Raw genomic sequence first — 17,444 nt, 5'->3', positions numbered from 1 at the left:
CCCGGTCCGCCGTTGTTCGAGGCCGACGTAGGCTTGACCCGTGATCCGTCGCCTCGTTCCCGCTGTTGCGGTGATCGTCGCGGCCGGACTCGCGCTCACGGGGTGCGCCGTGCACGACAGCACCGGCCGGGTGTCCGTCTCGCTGAGTGCTGACGCGGCGAAGGGACACCACTACACGGTCAAGGTGTTCGACGCGCAGCGTCAGCTGGTCGAGCACCAGTCGATGCTCGCGGGGCAGACGGCGGACTTCGCGGGGGTGCCGCTCGGCAAGGTGACGGTCCGCGCCTCGGGGCTGTGCGCCGCCCGCACGACCGTGGCCTACGACGCCGTCGCGAGCGTCAAGCTCGGCACTGCCGGCTGCTGACCGCGGGCTGCCGGCCGCGAGCTGTCGGCCGTCCAACCCCGTGTTCTGAACACGTCCGGCCACGCCGAACACCCGCATCCACGTGTTCTCGACGGACGGCCGTGTTCAGAACACCGCGCCGTCGGCGGCCCCGGCGCGTCAGCGCCGTCGGCGGCCGTCAGGGCTTCGGCACGTCCGCGAACGTGTCCGGGTACCGTCCGAGCCACGACCACCGCGAGATCGGCCACGTGATGACGACGGCCCGCCCGACGATGTCCGCCTCGGGCACCGTGCCGTGCACCCGGGAGTCGGCGGAGTTGCCCCGGTTGTCCCCCATGACCCAGACCTGGCCCGCCGGCACCGTGACGTCGAAGGCCGCACGCGAACGACTGCCGAACTCCGGCAGGTACTGCGCGTAGGGCTCGTCGAGCGCCACACCGTTCACCTCGACCTTGCCGTCCGTCGAGCAGCACGACACGTGGTCGCCCGGCAGCCCGATGACCCGCTTGATCAGGTCGTTCTTGCCCGTCGCGCCGAGCCACCCGCCCGGGTCCTCGAACACCACGACGTCACCGCGGTGCAACCCGACGACCTTGGGGACGAGCTCGTTCACGACGACCCGGTCGTCGATCTGGAGCGTCGACTCCATGGACCCCGAGGGGATGTAGAACGACCGGACCACGAACGTCTTGACGAGGAACGAGACGAGGAGCGCGGCGAGGACGATGATCACGACGTCCCGCAGGAACCGCAGCCCACGCTTGTTGCCGCCCGCTGGCGCGCTCCCGCTCGGCGCGGCCCCCTCGTCACCGTCGATCGACGGGTTGTCAGTCTGACTCACTGTGCGAACACCACCTTCTCGGCGCGCGCCTGCTCGACGGTCAGCGCGCGATCGGCGGGCCGGGTGAGCAGGGGCATGGACTCATCTTGGCGCAGGCCCGCCGGATAGCCTGTGGATCTGATCCACGAGATGTCAACGACGACCCGCAGGAGCACGCATGCCGGACACCACCGAGAACACCACCACGGACCGCCCCGTCGCCCTGATCACGGGTGTCGGACGACGCACCGGGATCGCCGCCGGCCTCGCCGTCGCCCTCGCCGCGGACGGGTGGGACCTCGCCCTCAGCTGGTGGGGTCCGTACGACGAGCGCGTGCACGGCGGCGCCGACCCGGAGGGCGTGGAGTCCGTCATCGGGGAGTGCACCGCCCTCGGCGCCCGGGTCGCCCGCGTCCCGGTCGACCTCGCGGACGCGGACCAGGCGGCCGGTCTGGTGCCACGCGCGGCCGAGGAGCTCGGTCGCACGGTGTCCGCGATCGTGATGTCCCACGCCGAGTGCGTCGTGACGTCGATCGCCACGACGAGCGCTGCGGCCTTCGACCGGCACATGGCCGTGAACGCCCGGGCGCCGTTCCTGATGATCCAGGCCTACGCCGAGGCGCTCCGAGCCGACGACGAGGCGGCGGATGCGGCAGCGAAAGCGGAAGCGGAAGCGGAAGCGGAAGCGGAAGCCCCAGCATCCGCGACCACGGCCGCTCCCCGCGACCGCCGCCGGGTCATCGCGCTGACGAGCGACCACACCGCGCACAACCTGCCCTACGGCACGAGCAAGGGCGCGCTGGACCGACTCGTCATCGCGGCCGCGTCCGAGCTCGGCGACCTCGACGTCCGGGCGAACGTCCTGAACCCCGGTCCGATCGACACCGGCTGGATGGACGACGCGATCCGGGCATCGGGCGCGTCGGACACCCCCGCCGGGCGACTCGGGACCCCGGAGGACATCGGCGCGTACGTCGCGTTCCTCTGCTCCCCGGCCGGCGGGTGGATCAACGGGCAGCTCCTGTTCGCCGACGGCGGGTTCTCGTCGAAGGGCTGACACCGCGCGGCGCGCACCGTGACCAGGTCGCGGACTGGAGGGACGGTGCGGCCCCGCCCCGTCCCTCCAGTCCGGATCCCGTCACGTCGTCGACCGACGGCCGCTCCATTTAGTTGACGCGTCAACCAAATGGGCGCAGACTGGTCGCATGACCTCGAGCGCGTCCGACCTCCTCGCCCCCGACACCGGCATGGGTGCCGTGACCCTCCGCGTCGCGGACCTCGACCGCATGATCGGGTACTACCGCGAGGGTGTGCGGCTCGAACTCCTCGCCGAGGAGCACGGGCGGGCGGTGCTCGGCCGCGGCACGACCCCGATCGTGATCCTCGAACACGCCCCCGAGATGCGGCACGCAGCACCCGGGGCCGCCGGACTGTTCCACACCGCCATCCTCTTCGACTCGCGGGCCGACCTCGCCGCGGCGCTGTACTCCGTCGCGACGCGGTACCCGAACACGTTCACGGGCAGCGCCGACCACCTGGTCAGCAACGCCTTCTACTGCACCGACCCCGAGGGCAACGGCGTCGAGCTCTACTGGGACCGTGACCGGAGCGAGTGGTCGTGGACGCACGGGCAGGTCGACATGGCGACGATCTTCCTCGATCCGAACGCGTTCATCCAGGAGCACCTGACGCAGGACGCCCTCGACCTCGCGGCCGGCCGCCCCGGACGAGTCGGTCACGTGCACCTGTCCGTGGGCGACGTCGCGTCGGCGCGGGAGTTCTACGTCGACCGGCTGGGCTTCGCCACGACTGCGGCGATGGGCGACCAGGCGCTGTTCGTCAGCGCGGGCGGGTACCACCACCACATGGCGATGAACACCTGGAACTCCCGCGGAGCCGGACGTCGTCAGCAGGCGCTCGGGCTCGGGCTCGTCCGGATCGAGGTCCCCGCGGCCGACGATCTCGGCGCGCTCACCGAGCGGATGCGGCACGCGGGCGTCGACACCCGCGACGACGGCCGGACGGTCGGGTTCGAGGACCCGTGGGCGAACCGCATCGAGGTGACGGCCGCCGGTTGATCCGGGCGGACCGGCTCCTGCTCGCCGAGAGGTCGCATCCGAGACGCCTCGGAGGGCCAGACGTCTCGGATGCGACCTCTGTGCGGGACGGCGGCGACCCCTGATCGGGCAGGACGGGCCGGACCGGGCAGGATGGGGGCATGAACACCTCCGACCTGCACTGGACCGTCGTCCCCGAGGGAGACCTCGGACTCCCGGACCACGAGGCGATCGCGGCGATGCTCGCCAAGGCGTTCCCGGACAACGACCACTGGTTCCAAGGGGGCCGGAGCTGGGCCGGCATGCAGCCGGAGCGGCGGGTGATCGCGAGGGTCGACGACGTCGTGGTCGCGCACCTCGGCATCCGGCGGCAGTTCGTCACGGTCGGCGGGCACGACCTGCTCGTCGGCGGAGTCGGTCTCGTGTCGGTGACCCCGGATCTGCAGGGCGCCGGCGTCGGACGAGAGCTGCTCCGTCGGACCGCGGACGTCCTCGCCGACCTCGGGGTGCCGTTCGGGCTGCTCGGCACGGGTGAGGACCGCGTGCCGTTCTACGCCGCGAACGGCTGGCAGCTGCTCACCGAGACCGTCGGGTCCTTCACCGCGCTGAGCCCGGACGGCGCCGGGCTGCCCATGGTCGACGACGAGGGGTGGCTCGTCCTCCCCGTGGCAGCGACGATCGACGAGTGGCCGGTCGGCGACCTGCACTGGAACGGCCAGTTCGTCTGAGCCGGAGCCGGAGCCGGAGCCGGAGCGACCTGACTCCGCGTCAAAGCGGCGTGGCAGCGAGGGTCCCCGCCACAGCAGCCGCTTCCGCATGGTCGAGCCGCCCGTCGAGCACGGCGATCCGGAACCCCCTGCTGACCGACAGCCCCGCGGGGATGTCGACCCGGTCCTCCCAGGCGATCGCGGACCCGACGGCCGGGTAGTCGTCGACCCGGACGAACCACGGGTCCGCGGCGGACACGACGTCGTCCGGTACGAGCACGAGCGTGGCGTCGCCAGCCCGACTCGCACCGGCCGCGAAACGCGCCGACCAGGCGATCCACGGGCTCACCCGACCGATGACCCGCGACTCGTCGACACCCCCTGGGTCGCCGTCCGCGCAGAACAGGGTCACGTCGGAACACCGCGGGAGCCGCCAGAAGAACCCGCCGTAGCCGCCGCCCGGCCGTCCGTTCGTGCCCGGGCTGCCGAGCGACACCGGTCCGTCGACCGCGGTGAGCGTGGATCGGAGGTCGAGTCGCCACCCGCGGACCGCGCCTGCGGCACCGGCGTCCACCGCATCGGCCGGGAGGCCCGCCCAGCGCATCGAGCGAACCTCGCGGAGCACGACGTGGCCGGTCTGGTCCCGCCACGCGAGCGCATGGTCGAGTCCGGCGGTGCCGTCGCCCGCCCGGCGCCCGTCGTCGCCATCGGGCGGCCCGAGATGCTCCGTCACCATCGTGCCGTGGTCGTCGAGGAGCTCGTACCCGCGATCACGGACGAACGTCCCGCCACCCCAGAAGTTCGTGGCCCCGGCAGTCCCGCCCCGAACGTCGGGCACGGCGAACCCGAGGCCCGCGTGCCACTCGTGGTCCGCCGGTCGGGTCGCGGAGACCTCGATCCCGCCGAGCGTCCGGACCGGGTGCAGGAACGGGTGGGGCGACGACGTCGGCGTGCTGCCCGCACCGTCGAGCACATCGAACACCACCGTCCGGTCGAGCCCGGCCGCAGCGTCGAGCCCGGCCGCAGCGTCGAGGCCGACCGTCGCGTCGGGCCCGGCCGCAGCGTCGAGGCCGACCGTCGCGTCGGGCCCGGCCGCAGCGTCGAGGCCGACCGTCGCGTCGGGCCCGGCCGTCGCGTCGAGCACGGCGCGGGCGAGGACGTGGTCCGAGCGGTCGCCGTGCCGTTCGTCAGCTGCTCCGCTCGCACCGTGCTCGCGGAAGCGCCGCGCGAGCTCCGCCCCGGCGTCGAACGTCCAACGCAGCGGGTCACGGAGCGCGTCCTCGGCGTCCCCGGACGGTCCTGCCCCCGCCAGGTCCCGCAGGGCGACCGCGTGCGCGAACCCCTCGGTGGCAGCGGTGACCTCCCCCGCGACGAGTGCCGTCGGGACGCCGAGGTCGAAGGCCTCCCGGGCGACACGGTCCGGCACCTTGCCCGCGGCCGACTGCGCATCGAACCGTCCCTCACCGGTGACCACGAGGTCGGCGTCGCGGATCCGGTCCCGCAGCCCGAGGGCCCGGGCCACGAGCGACGCCCCCGGTTCGACGGCGGCACCCCAGGCGAGCAGCCCGAAGCCGACACCGCCGGCCGCGCCGGCGCCGGGCGTCGCGGGGTCGACGTCCGGGAACATCGACGCCCAGCGGGTCAGCCGGTGATCGAACGCGGCGATCCGATCGGCGGACACGCCCTTCTGCGGGCCGAACACCCGAGCGGCGCCCGCGGGCCCGAGGAGTGGGGAGTCGACGTCCGTGACGACGACCGCACCACCGCGGGGCAACGCCCGGAGCGATCGAGCGTCCACCCGCGCGACGAGGTCGAGCCCGTCGGCGCCGGGTGCCCGGTCCACGAGGTCGGCCGGATCGGTGCCGAGCCCGAGCGCGAGGAGCATCCCCAGTCCGCCGTCGGTCGATGCGCTCCCGCCGATGCCGAGGACGAGTCCGGTCGCTCCGGCGTCGAGCGCAGCGGCGATCGCCTGCCCGAACCCGACCGAGTGCGCGGTGTCTGGCCGCAGTCCGTCGAGGAGCGGCAGTCCGCTCGTCGCGGCGAGTTCCACCACGGCTCGCCCGTCCGGCAGCCGGAGCCAGGCGGTCCGCACGGGCCGGTCGTCGGGACCGCGGACGGTGACCGGCACGGGCTCGGCACCGGGGACGGCGGCCGCGAACGCGTCGATCGTCCCCTCGCCGCCGTCGGCCATGGGCACGAGGTCCACCTCGTCGTCCGGACGGACGGACCGCCAGCCGGTCGCGATCGCACGGGCGATCTCGGCCGCGTCCGCGGTCCCCTTGAACGAGTCCGGGGCGACGACGATCCGCATCGCGCCAGGCTAGCCTGCCGCCGTCGCGACGAGGCGGTCGCCGAGGGCGTCAGGCGAGTGTGATCGCCACGAGTCCGCCGACCCCGACCAGGTACAGCAGGACGACCACGAACGAGTCGATGCCCATCCCGATGATCCGGCGCTGCGGGCGGAACACGAGCCCGACGGCGTACACGAGCGTCAGGACCACCGCCACGGCCGTGAGGAACACGTCGGACGGGTTCGCCTGCGGGAGCACTGCGCGGCCGGAGATGACGGTCGCGCCGAGGAAGAGCACCGGGAGGAACGCGTTCCCGCCGAAGATGTCGCTGACCGCGAGGTTGTCGTCACCCTGACGGACCGCCTGGAGGCCCGTGGAGATCTCGGGCAGACTCGTCGCGAGCGCGAGGACGGTCGCGCCGAACAGGACCCCCGACAGCCCGATCTGCGACGATGCGGCGTCTCCGGCACGCTCGAGCACCACACCCGCCACGAGCGTCGCGAGCGCGGACACACCGAACAGGATCGACGCGCGCAGCGTGCTCATCCGCTTCGGATCCGCCTGTTGCCGCGTTCGATGGCCGCGCTGATGCGGCGCCGCGCCGGGCGCGGCTCCGTCCTCGTGCCAGGGCAGGCCCTTCCCGGCACGCTGGACGAGGAACAGTCCGACGGCCCAGATGGCCGCGATGAGGACGACGTCCGGGGTGAGTCGGAGGGCGATGAGCGTCGGCGGGAGCTGGCTGCCCGCGATGACGACGCCGAGGACCGCGACGACGACGATCGCTTCGAGGACAAGTCCGAGCGAGGCGGCACGGTAGGTGATCGGCTTGACCCCCTTCCCGCGCTTGCCGAATGCGTCGAGGATCGCGATGACCACCGTCTGCAGGGCGATGCCCCCGAGGATGTTGCCGGCGGCGACCTCGATCGAACCGGATGCCGCGGCGCTCACCGTGATCGCGATCTCCGGCAGGTTCGTCGCGACGGCGAGCACGATGAGGCCGCCGAGTGCACTCCCGAGGTGCAACCGGTCATCGAGCACGTCCGTCGTCTTCGAGAGCTGGATGCCGGCGACCCAGATGACGGCCGCGCCCGCGACGAAGATGACGACCAGGAGCCAGAGCGGGAGTGCGTGCACGGCTGCGATGCAACCCGCCTGGACGGGGACCGTCCGGACTGCATCCGCACAACGCACTGGAGGGACGGTGCAGGATCACCTGCACCGTCCCTCCAGTCCGTGTGGTCCCGTCCGGAACCGGCGGCCGCTAGGCCTGGGTGACCGCCTGCTCGCCACCGGTGCGGGTGGTGATGCCGACGGACTCCGGGTCCTCGTTCGAACCGGGCGCGCTCGGCTGGACGCCGGCGCGGACGCGGGCGCCGAGGTCGGCGTCGACGTTGGTCCAGTACTGGAAGATGCGCTCGAACAGCTCTGGGCGCGTGACCTTCGACACGTGGCCGACGATGTTGCCGACCATGCGCTCACGCTCCTCGTCGTTCATGACCTCGCGCCAGAGCGACCCGGCCTGGCCGAAGTCGTCGTCCTCGGCGTGCAGCGTCGCGGCGGAGCGGGTGAGCTCGCCGTCGGACTCCCAGCCACCGGTCGCCCCTGCGGCCGCGGGGTCAGCGGCAGCACCGCCGAGGGAGTTCGGCGCGTGGACCGGGACCTCCTCCTGCTGGAAGTCGAAGCGCATCGCACCGTCCTGCGAGTACGAGTTGACCTGGTTCTTCGGGGCGTTCACGGGCAGCTGCTGGTAGTTCGTGCCGACGCGGTACCGGTGCGCGTCCGCGTAGCTGAAGATGCGGGCGAGGAGCATCTTGTCCGGGCTCGCCGCGATGCCGGGCACGAAGTTCGAGGGCTCGAACGTCGCCTGCTCGATCTGCGCGAAGTAGTTGTCCGGGTTCTTGTCGAGGGTCATCGTGCCGACCTCGATGAGCGGGTAGTCGTCGTGAGGCCAGACCTTCGTCAGGTCGAACGGGTTGAAGCGGTACCCGGCGGCGTCCGCGTAGGGCATGACCTGCACCTTGAGCGTCCAGGTCGGGTGGTCGCCACGGGCGATCGCTTCGGACAGGTCGCGGATGTGGAAGTCCGCGTCCTCGCCCGCGATCCGGTCGGCGTCGTCCTGCGTCAGGATGTCGATGCCCTGGTCGGAGATGAAGTGGTACTTGACCCACGAGCGCTCACCGGCGGCGTTCACCCACTGGTACGTGTGCGATCCGTAGCCGTTCATGTGGCGCCAGCTCGCCGGCAGCCCGCGGTCGCCCATGAGCCACGTGACCTGGTGGGCCGACTCCGGGGAGAGCGTCCAGAAGTCCCACTGCATGTCGTGGTTGCGGAGGTGCGTGCCCGGCAGACGCTTCTGCGAGTGGATGAAGTCGGGGAACTTGATGCCGTCGCGGATGAAGAACACCGGGGTGTTGTTGCCGACGAGGTCGTAGTTGCCCTCGGTCGTGTAGAACTTCAGCGAGAACCCACGGGGGTCGCGCCAGGTGTCCGGGGAGCCCTGCTCGCCCGCGACGGTGGAGAACCGCGCGAGGAGCTCGGTCTCGACGCCCGGCTGCAGGAACGCTGCGCGGGTGTACTGGGAGACGTCGCCGGTCACGCGGAAGGTGCCGAACGCACCGCCGCCCTTGGCGTGCACGACGCGCTCCGGGACGCGCTCGCGGTTGAACTGCGCGAGCTTCTCGACGAGGTAGTGGTCGTGCAGGGCGATGGCACCGTCACGGCCGACGCTCATGGAGTGCTCGTCGCTCGCGACGGGGGCACCGTTGTTGCTGGTGGTGATGGGCGTGTTCTCGGACACGGGTCCTCCTCGGTGTGGTGGATTCGTCAGGCGGGTGGTCGTCAGGCGGGTGGTCGTCGGGCTGGTGGTCGTCGGGGTGGTGTCGTCTCGACGCACGGGATCAGGCGGTGACGGTGTCGGTCAGGACGTCGTCGTCGGCAGCCGCACACGCCGCGCAGAGCCCCCAGAAGGTGACCTCGGCGGTGTTCACGGTGAACCCGTTGGTCTCGGACGGGGTCAGGCACGGTGCCGCCCCGACGGCGCAGTCGACGTCGCCGATGGCCCCGCAGACCGTGCAGACGACGTGGTGGTGGTTGTCGCCGATGCGCCGCTCGTACCGTGCCGCGGACCCGGCCGGCTCGATCCGGCGGAGGAGCCCTGCGCCGGTGAGCGCGCCGAGCACGCCGTACACGGCCTGGGGACTCGTGTTCGGGAGGTCGTCCTGGATCGCGGACACGATCTGGTCGACGGCCGCGTGCGGGATCCGGGTCGTGGCGGCGAGGACGGCGCGACGCGTGGCGGTCACCCGGAGCCCGGCGGTCTGCAGTGCTCGGACGTCCATGTCATCGATCGTCATCATGCACTCCCTTGAGTCACTCAAGACTATGCCACACGATCACCGCATGACATTCGGTAGGTGTTCAGTGTTTCACCGCCAACATTCCACGATGTCTCGAACCATTCCTACCCCGTCCACCCCTGACCGAACGCTGAACACGTCGTCGCTCACAGCCCGCCTCGGAGCCGAGGCCACCGGCACGTTCCTCCTCGTCTTCGCCCTGATCGGTGCCGCGACCTTCACCGCGGTGTTCCCGTCCGGCGACGACACGGGGCTCCTCGGGACCGGGTTCCTCGGTGTCGCGCTGACCCTCGGCCTGACGGTGATGATCGCCGCCACCGCGTTCGGACCGGTGAGCGGTGGGCACTTCAACCCCGCTGTCTCCCTCGGCCTCGCGATCGCCGGACGCCTGCCGTGGCGCGACGTCGCGCCCTACGTGGTCGCGCAGGTCGTGGGCGCGACGCTCGGGGCCGGGGCCGTCGTGTTGCTCGCGGCGCAGGGCCCCGATGGGTTCGCCGCCGCCGCGCTCGACGGCGGTCTCGCGTCGAACGGGTTCGGCACACGGTCGCCCGGCGGATTCGGGTTCGCCGGTGCCGCGATCGTCGAGACCATCGTCACGGCACTCTTCGTCACCGTGATCCTCCGGGTGACCGCCGGGACGGCGACGACGACGTTCGCGCCGATCGTGATCGGCGGGACCCTGACGATCATGCTGCTCGTCGCGATCCCGATCGACAACGCGTCGCTGAACCCCGCGCGGTCGTTCGCCACGGCGGTGTTCGCCGGGTCCGACTGGCTCGGACAGCTCTGGGTGTTCGTGGTGTTCCCGGCGCTCGGTGCGACGATCGCCGGAGTGATCGGTCGTGTGACGGACCGTCGCTCCGCCGCATGACCCGTGGTGCGGACCACGCGCCGGGCTGAACCGACTCTCACCCGGCCGGGGCGGGCCTCCCGTCCTCGCGGATCCACAATGGGGAGCACCCGTCGATCGCTCCCAGGAGGCCCGCCACGCCAACGCCCGCCGTCTTCTGGAGCATCTGGCACGTCGACCTGCTCGCGGTCCTGATGATCCTCGCCGCGGTCGTGGTCTACGGCCGGTGGCTCGTCGTCGCACGCCGTCGAGGGCACCGGTGGCCGGCCGCCCGCGTGCTGTCGTTCGCGGCATCGGTCGCGCTCTTCGCAGTGCTCCAGTTCGGCATCGTCGGCGTCTACGACCGCGAGCTCCGGTGGGCCTTCGTGCTCCGGCTCGCCCTGCTGTTCTTCGCCGTGCCGACGTTCGCCGCGCTCGGCGCGCCGGTCGCCCTCCTGCGGCTCGGCGGAGGGACCCGCGCGGCGGCGTCGGCGGACCGGCTGATGCATTCCCGGCCGGTCCGCGTCCTCGGCAACGCGATCGTCTCGCCGATCGTCGCGCTCGCCCTGTTCGCGATCCTGCTCACCCCGATGGCCGCGTCGATCCGGGAGTCGGCGGTCTGGGCGCTCGCGATCACGGTGCTCGTGCCGGTGCTCGGGTTCGCCCTGATCCTGCCGCTCACGGAGCCGGACGTCATCCGCTCGAGCACCTTCGTGACGGCCGAGTTCATGCTCGCGTTCGTGGAGCTCATGCTCGACGCGATCCCGGGCATCGTGCTGCGGATCACGAACTCGGTGCTCGACCACGCCACCGAGATGGCATCGGGGCCGGCGTGGTTCCCGACGCCGCTCCGGGACCAGCACCTGGCGGGCGACCTGCTCTGGTTCATCGCCGAGATCGCGGACATCCCCGTGCTCATCACGCTCTTCATCCGGTGGCAGCGGAGCGACCGCCGTGAGGCCCGTGCCGTGGACGCGCTGACCGACGAGGAGATGGACGCCCTGACGCAGGAGCACCTGGACCGGTTCCGGCAGTAGGCCCGGCTGGCCCGGCCCGGCCCGGCCCGGCACGCCTCATGCCGGCACGACAGAACACCGCCCTTCCGACATCGCACCGCGCGAGAGAGCGGTGTTCCGTCGGGAGAGCGGTGTCGTGCGGAAGCGGAGGGGACTACTCCGCCGTGTGCCGCCCCGCGTGCTCGGTGGCGGCCAGCTCCTCGTCGGGGGTCGACGGCGCCGGCGCGGCGGCGTGCGCGGCGTGGTGCGCGGCGGCGTGCGCGGGGTGGTGCTCGACCGCGGGAGCCTCGGCCGGCGACTCCGGGGCCCCGACCTCGGGCGACACCGGCGCCTCGCCCGCCGGAGCCTGCGCGGGGGTCCCCGCGGGCGCCGCACCCCACGACACGGGCTGGGGCTTGGCGAAGAACAGCGCCGCGACGAACGCCACGATGATGACCGCGGCCGGCAGGAGCATCGCCTCGCCCATCGCCGACGAGAACGGCGCGTGCAGGAACGACGGCAGGACACCGAGCGAACTCGTCGCGCCCTCGCCGGTCGAGCCGGCTGACCCGGTCGACCCCGACGAACCGGCCCCGGCGGGGAAGTTCGCCGTGATCCTGGCCTCGATGACCGCCGCGATCGCCGCGGAGCCGAGGACCGCGCCGACCTGGCGCGTCGTGTTGAACACACCGGCCCCGGCCCCGGCGAGCCGCGGGGGCAGGTTCCGGGTCGCCGCGACGGAGAGCGGCCCCCACATGGCACCCGAGCCGAGCCCGAGCACGACGGCCGGGGCGATGACGGACCACCACGGGTCGTTGCCGCGGACGACCGTGCCGACCCAGAAGAGCCCACCCGAGAAGAAGGCGAGGCCGAACGCGGCCACCCAGCGCGGGTTCCACCGGTGCAGGTTCTTGCCGACGACCGGGGCGACCCCCATCGACACGACGGCCATCGGGGTGAGGAGCAGCGCCGAGGTGGTCGGCGAGAAGCCCTTGACGTCCTGGGCCCAGAGGATGAGCGGCAGGGCGAAGGACGAGATCGAGAGGCCGACCGCCGTGATCGCGATGTTCGCGAGCGTGAAGTTCCGGTCCTTGAAGAGCCCGAGCGGCAGGAGCGCATCACCCTTCCGGACGCGCTGCCAGAACACGAAGGCGACGAGCACGACGATGCCCGCGATGATCATGCCCCAGACGGTGACCGGACCGGTGATGGTCCCCCACTTGTACGTCTCGCCCTCCTGGATGCCGAACACGACGAGGAACAGGCCGACCGCGCTGAGCGCGACGCCGAGCCAGTCGAAGGAGTGGGCGTGCTTCTCGAACTGCGGGACGAGCCGCACCGCGAGCACGAACGCCACGATGCCGACGGGGACGTTCACGAAGAAGATCCACTCCCAGCCGAGGCTGTCGACGAGCAGTCCGCCCGCGATCGGTCCGACGAGCGTGGCGACCCCGGCGACGGCGCCCCAGAGGCCCATCGCCGCGCCGCGCTTGTCCGGCGGGAACATCCGGGTGATGACGGCCATGGTCTGTGGCGTCATGAGCGCGGCACCGAGGCCCTGCACGACACGGGCGACGATGAGCATCTCGATGGACCCCGCGAACCCGCACCAGAGCGACGACAGCGTGAACACCGCGAGGCCGATGAGGTAGAGGTTCTTCGGCCCGAACCGGTCGCCGAGCCGCCCGGTGACGAGCAGCGGCACGGCGTAGGCGAGCAGGTACGCGCTCGTGACCCAGATCACCGCGTTGATGTCGGCGTCGAGCTTGGAGGAGATGGTCGGGATCGCCACGGACACGATCGTGGAGTCGACGAGGATCATGAAGAAGCCGATGACGAGCGCCCAGAGCGCCGGCCATGGCTTCTTCTCGACGGTCATGCCGCCGGGCAGAGCGGTGGATGTGGAGGTCATCGAGTGGGTTCCTTCGTGGTGATGACGGGTCCGGCGGCCGGGGTGCCGATCGCCGGGGAGTCGTGGGGGACGGCGGGTCCCGTCCAGGGGAGGTCGCCGCTGCGGATGCGATCGACGAGGACGCGCAACCACTCGATCTGTGCGGCGAGCATGGCATGCACGTACGACACGTCGAGCCAGTAGCGCTCGGCGAGCTCCCTGCCGCGGACGCCGTCGATGTCGTCCTGGTAGCGGGCGCGATCGGCCAGCAACGCACCGATCCGGCGCTCGAGCGCCCGGACGGCATCGGCCGCCGCCAGGTTCTCGAGCTCGGACATCGCCAGGTGGAAGGACGGGTACTCCTCCGCCGGGAGCGACACCATCCGGAACAGGGCGTCACGGAGGACGTCCCGCCCCGCGTCGGTGATGGCGTAGCGGGTGCGCTCGGGGCGGTTGCCCTCGCGCTCCGTGCCGGCCTCGACCGCGTAGCCGAGCTCGGTGAGACGTCCGACCTGGTGGTACAGCGTGCCGGGACGGACCTTGACGTTCCGGTCGTCGCCCCTGGCGATCATCGTCTGGAACATCTCGTACGGGTGCATCGGCCCCTCGGAGAGCAGGCCGAGCGCGGAGAAGGCGAGTGGCGTGAGTTCCGGCACCGTTCCTCCAGTCCGATTGTTCCAACGTGACTATTCCACTTGGAACATACCCCTCGGATCCGGGACGCGCAAGCGTCGCCGCCATCGGACGGGAGGCCCGGTCAGCGCCCGGCGCGCCACCGGGCGCCCCGTAGACTGGTCCGGTCCCTTCCCCCATCGCGCTGGAGTGAACAAGGTGCCAATCATCGTCGTCGAGGTCATGCCGAAGGCCGAGATCCTCGACCCCCAGGGCAAGGCCGTCGGCAGTGCCCTCGCCCGTCTCGGCAAGGCCGACCTCGCGAACGTCCGGATCGGCAAGCGGTTCGAGGTGTCGGTGGACGGTCCCGTCGACGACGTGAAGCTCGCCGAGGTCCGGGAACTGGCGGTCGACATCTTCTCGAACGCCGTGATCGAGGACGTCGTCAGCGTCAGCGTCGAAGGCGCCTGATGCGCATCGGGGTCATCACCTTCCCGGGTTCACTCGACGACCGTGACGCCCAGCGGGCGGTCCGCCTCGCCGGTGCCACCCCCGTCGCGCTCTGGCACGGCGACCACGACCTGCAGGGCGTCGACGCGATCGTGCTCCCCGGCGGGTTCTCCTACGGCGACTACCTCCGCGCTGGCGCCATCGCCGCGAAGGCCCCGATCATGGCCGAGGTCATCGACGCCGCAGGCCGCGGCGTCCCCGTGCTCGGCATCTGCAACGGCTTCCAGATGCTCGCCGAGGCCCGTCTCGTGCCGGGCGCGCACACCCGGAACGCCCACCAGCAGTTCATCCGCCGCGACCAGCGCCTCCGCGTCGAGAACGCCGACACCGTCTGGACGAGCGGCTTCGCCGCCGAGCAGGAGATCACCATCCCGCTCAAGAACGCGGACGGCCGGTTCGTCGCCGACGCCGAGACGATCAAGCGCATCGAGGGTCAGGGTCAGGTGACGTTCCGCTACGTCGGCGTCAACCCGAACGGTTCCATCGACGACATCGCCGGGGTCTCGAACGAGCGCGGCAACGTCGTCGGACTCATGCCGCACCCGGAGCACGCCACCGAGCCCGGCTACGGTCCGGACACCAGGGCCGCGATGTCCTCCGGGACCGACGGCCTCACCTTCTTCACCTCGGTCATCGAGTCGACGCTCGTCAAGTGACGAGCACGGAAAGAGCAGACGCACCCGTGACGACGTACACGCCCCCCGCACCCGACACCGTCCAGGACGCCGCGGCGACGCCGGACAAGGAGCAGCCGTACGAGGCGCTCGGGCTCAAGGCCGACGAGTACGCCAGGATCCGCGAGATCCTCGGCCGCCGCCCCACGTCGGGCGAGCTCGCGATGTACTCCGTCATGTGGAGCGAGCACTGCTCCTACAAGTCGAGCAAGAACTACCTGCGGCAGTTCGGCAAGAAGGTCACGCCCGAGATGACCAAGGACCTGATGGTCGGCATGGGCGAGAACGCCGGTGTCGTCGACGTCGGGAACGGCTACGCGGTCACGTTCAAGGTCGAGTCGCACAACCACCCGTCCTACGTCGAGCCGTTCCAGGGCGCCGCGACGGGTGTCGGCGGCATCGTCCGCGACATCATCTCGATGGGTGCCCGCCCGGTCGCCGTGATGGACCAGCTCCGCTTCGGCGCGATCGACGCCGAGGACACCCAGCGCGTCGTGCACGGCGTCGTCGGCGGCATCTCGTTCTACGGCAACTGCCTCGGCCTGCCGAACATCGGTGGCGAGACCTACTTCGACCCGATCTACCAGGGCAACCCGCTCGTCAACGCCCTGGCCGTCGGCGTCCTCCGGCACGAGGACCTGCATCTGGCGAACGCGTCCGGCACCGGCAACAAGATCGTCCTGTTCGGTGCGCGCACCGGCGGCGACGGCATCGGCGGTGCCTCGATCCTGGCCTCCGACACCTTCACCGAGGGCGGCCCCACCAAGCGCCCGGCGGTCCAGGTGGGAGACCCGTTCGCCGAGAAGGTGCTCATCGAGTGCTGCCTCGAGCTGTTCCAGAAGGAGCTCGTCGAGGGCATCCAGGACCTCGGGGCCGCGGGCATCAGCTGCGCCACGAGCGAGCTCGCCTCGAACGGCGACGGCGGCATGCACATCTCGCTCGACGACGTCCTGCTCCGCGACCCCACGCTCACCGCCGAGGAGATCCTCATGTCGGAGAGCCAGGAGCGCATGATGGCGGTCGTCGCACCCGACAAGCTCGACGCGTTCATGGCCGTCGTCGACAAGTGGGAGGTCGAGACGAGCGTCCTCGGCGAGGTCACCGGGACGGGCCGCCTCGTCATCGACTGGCAGGGCCAGGAGATCGTCAACGTCGACCCGCGCACGGTCGCCGTCGACGGTCCGGTGTACGACCGCCCGGTCGCGTACCCCACGTGGATCGACGCCCTGCAGGCCGACGATGCCGCGTCCCTCCCCCGCCCGGAGGACGGACCGGCCCTCCGGGCACAGTTCCTGCAGCTCCTCGGCTCGCCGAACATGGCGTCGAAGAACTGGGTCACGAACCAGTACGACACCTACGTCCTCGGGAACACCGCGCTGAGCTTCCCCGACGACGGCGGCATGATCCGCGTCGACGAGGAGACCGGGCTCGGTGTCGCGATCGCCACGGACGCGAACGGCCGCTACTGCTACCTCGACCCGCGCGCCGGCGCGAGACTCGCCCTCGCCGAGGCGTACCGGAACGTCGCCGTCACGGGTGCGATCCCCGCGGCGGTCACGGACTGCCTCAACTTCGGCTCCCCGGAGAACCCCGAGGTGATGTGGCAGTTCTCCGAGGCGGTCGAGGGCCTCGCGGACGGCTGCATGGAGCTCGGCATCCCGGTGACCGGCGGCAACGTGTCGTTCTACAACCAGACCGGCACCACACCGATCCACCCGACACCCGTCGTCGGCGTGCTCGGGATCATCGACGACGTCGCCAAGCGGATCCCGTCCGGCTGGCAGGACGACGGCCACAACATCTACCTGCTCGGCACGACGTCGCTCGAGCTCGATGGCTCCGCCTGGGCCGGAACGGTGCACGGGCACCTCGGTGGTCGTCCACCTGCGGTCGACCTCGAGCGCGAGAAGGGCCTCGGGGACCTGCTGCGCGCGGCCGGCGACGAGCAGCTCCTGACGAGCGCGCACGACCTCTCGGACGGCGGCCTCGGCCAGTCGCTCGCGGAGTCGGTGCTCCGGTTCGGCATCGGCGCCCGCGTGGTGCTCGACGAGCTCGGGGAGCGCGACGGCGTCGACGCCGCGACCGCCCTGTTCTCCGAGTCGACGGGCCGCGTGATCGTGACCGTCCGGCGCGAGGACGACGTCCGGTTCCAGGGCCTCTGCAACGGCCGCGGGTACCCGGTGCTCCGGATCGGCGTGACCGATGCGGCGTCGGACGCGCTCGAGGTCCAGGGCCGGTTCACGGTGCCACTCGACGAGCTCCGGACGACCCACCGCGGCACGCTTCCGGCACGCTTCGGCGCCGTCATCGACGAGCCCGCGGCAGCGCCGGCCGCCGCCGACGAGTCGGCCGTCTGATC

Annotated in this window: 17 protein-coding genes; 9 read left to right on the top strand and 8 right to left on the bottom strand. The window is 71.6% G+C overall.

Annotated elements, in window-relative coordinates:
• Window positions 1-40 precede the first annotated feature (40 nt).
• Window positions 41-364: a hypothetical protein gene (locus ASF23_RS15020; protein ID WP_156364547.1), complete on the top strand. Its 324-nt coding sequence runs from the start codon at window positions 41-43 to the stop codon at window positions 362-364.
• 157 nt (window positions 365-521) lie between these two features.
• On the opposite strand, the gene lepB is transcribed toward ASF23_RS15020, so the two are convergent.
• Window positions 522-1,184: a signal peptidase I gene (lepB, locus tag ASF23_RS15015; RefSeq protein ID WP_442855035.1), complete on the bottom strand. Its 663-nt coding sequence runs from the start codon at window positions 1,182-1,184 to the stop codon at window positions 522-524.
• On the bottom strand, window positions 1,181-1,339 hold the full coding sequence (locus tag ASF23_RS18440; RefSeq protein ID WP_156364546.1) for a hypothetical protein: 159 nt from the start codon (window positions 1,337-1,339) through the stop codon (window positions 1,181-1,183). The genes lepB and ASF23_RS18440 overlap by 4 nt, the downstream gene beginning before the upstream one ends.
• Window positions 1,340-1,341: 2 nt before the next feature.
• Here ASF23_RS18440 and ASF23_RS15010 point away from each other — a divergent pair, with 2 nt between their 5' ends.
• From ASF23_RS15010 to ASF23_RS15000, 3 genes are all read left to right on the top strand, one after another.
• Complete coding sequence (locus tag ASF23_RS15010; RefSeq protein ID WP_055955377.1) at window positions 1,342-2,220, top strand: SDR family oxidoreductase; 879 nt, start codon at window positions 1,342-1,344, stop codon at window positions 2,218-2,220.
• 148 nt (window positions 2,221-2,368) lie between these two features.
• Window positions 2,369-3,241, top strand: a complete 873-nt coding sequence (locus ASF23_RS15005) for a VOC family protein (RefSeq protein WP_055955374.1) — start codon at window positions 2,369-2,371, stop codon at window positions 3,239-3,241.
• Window positions 3,242-3,381: 140 nt separating this feature from the next.
• Window positions 3,382-3,948 (top strand): GNAT family N-acetyltransferase, encoded by a 567-nt coding sequence (locus ASF23_RS15000; protein WP_055955372.1) that lies wholly within the window; start codon window positions 3,382-3,384, stop codon window positions 3,946-3,948.
• A 40-nt stretch (window positions 3,949-3,988) separates the two neighbouring features.
• Here ASF23_RS15000 and ASF23_RS19025 read toward each other — a convergent pair whose 3' ends face one another.
• The 4 genes from ASF23_RS19025 to ASF23_RS14980 form a co-directional block, all read right to left on the bottom strand.
• Window positions 3,989-6,238, bottom strand: a complete 2,250-nt coding sequence (locus ASF23_RS19025) for a glycerate kinase (protein ID WP_082474206.1) — start codon at window positions 6,236-6,238, stop codon at window positions 3,989-3,991.
• A 49-nt stretch (window positions 6,239-6,287) separates the two neighbouring features.
• Window positions 6,288-7,352, bottom strand: coding sequence for a sodium:calcium antiporter (locus tag ASF23_RS14990; protein WP_055955369.1), 1,065 nt, complete (start codon window positions 7,350-7,352; stop codon window positions 6,288-6,290).
• A gap of 127 nt (window positions 7,353-7,479) precedes the next feature.
• Entirely contained in the window at window positions 7,480-8,949 is a 1,470-nt protein-coding gene (locus ASF23_RS14985) for a catalase (protein ID WP_055955573.1), read from the bottom strand.
• Between the two features lie 166 nt (window positions 8,950-9,115).
• Window positions 9,116-9,571, bottom strand: a complete 456-nt coding sequence (locus ASF23_RS14980) for a Fur family transcriptional regulator (RefSeq protein WP_442855034.1) — start codon at window positions 9,569-9,571, stop codon at window positions 9,116-9,118.
• A gap of 91 nt (window positions 9,572-9,662) precedes the next feature.
• On the opposite strand from ASF23_RS14980, the gene ASF23_RS14975 reads away from it, so the two are divergent.
• Entirely contained in the window at window positions 9,663-10,445 is a 783-nt protein-coding gene (locus tag ASF23_RS14975) for an aquaporin (RefSeq protein ID WP_055955364.1), read from the top strand.
• Between the two features lie 173 nt (window positions 10,446-10,618).
• The gene (locus tag ASF23_RS14970; RefSeq protein WP_055955362.1) at window positions 10,619-11,440 is read left to right on the top strand and encodes a cytochrome c oxidase assembly protein; all 822 of its coding nucleotides are present in this window, start codon (window positions 10,619-10,621) and stop codon (window positions 11,438-11,440) included.
• Window positions 11,441-11,573: 133 nt separating this feature from the next.
• Here ASF23_RS14970 and ASF23_RS14965 read toward each other — a convergent pair whose 3' ends face one another.
• Together ASF23_RS14965 and ASF23_RS14960 are read right to left on the bottom strand one after the other, a co-directional pair.
• On the bottom strand, window positions 11,574-13,310 hold the full coding sequence (locus ASF23_RS14965) for a DHA2 family efflux MFS transporter permease subunit (RefSeq protein ID WP_235510910.1): 1,737 nt from the start codon (window positions 13,308-13,310) through the stop codon (window positions 11,574-11,576).
• On the bottom strand, window positions 13,307-13,945 hold the full coding sequence (locus ASF23_RS14960) for a PadR family transcriptional regulator (protein WP_235510909.1): 639 nt from the start codon (window positions 13,943-13,945) through the stop codon (window positions 13,307-13,309). Before ASF23_RS14960 ends, ASF23_RS14965 begins: the two co-directional genes overlap by 4 nt.
• Window positions 13,946-14,120: 175 nt before the next feature.
• Here ASF23_RS14960 and ASF23_RS14955 point away from each other — a divergent pair, with 175 nt between their 5' ends.
• From ASF23_RS14955 to purL, 3 genes are read left to right on the top strand one after another with little or no spacing between them, the layout of a single operon-like run.
• Window positions 14,121-14,372, top strand: coding sequence for a phosphoribosylformylglycinamidine synthase subunit PurS (locus ASF23_RS14955; RefSeq protein WP_055955570.1), 252 nt, complete (start codon window positions 14,121-14,123; stop codon window positions 14,370-14,372).
• Entirely contained in the window at window positions 14,372-15,067 is a 696-nt protein-coding gene (gene purQ / locus ASF23_RS14950) for a phosphoribosylformylglycinamidine synthase subunit PurQ (RefSeq protein WP_055955360.1), read from the top strand. The genes ASF23_RS14955 and purQ overlap by 1 nt, the downstream gene beginning before the upstream one ends.
• Window positions 15,064-17,442, top strand: a complete 2,379-nt coding sequence (purL, locus tag ASF23_RS14945; RefSeq protein WP_235510908.1) for a phosphoribosylformylglycinamidine synthase subunit PurL — start codon at window positions 15,064-15,066, stop codon at window positions 17,440-17,442. Before purQ ends, purL begins: the two co-directional genes overlap by 4 nt.
• Window positions 17,443-17,444 lie beyond the last annotated feature (2 nt).

This window comes from Curtobacterium sp. Leaf261 (assembly GCF_001422205.1).
Lineage (GTDB): Bacteria > Actinomycetota > Actinomycetes > Actinomycetales > Microbacteriaceae > Curtobacterium.
This window is presented reverse-complemented; position numbering and strand designations above follow the sequence as displayed.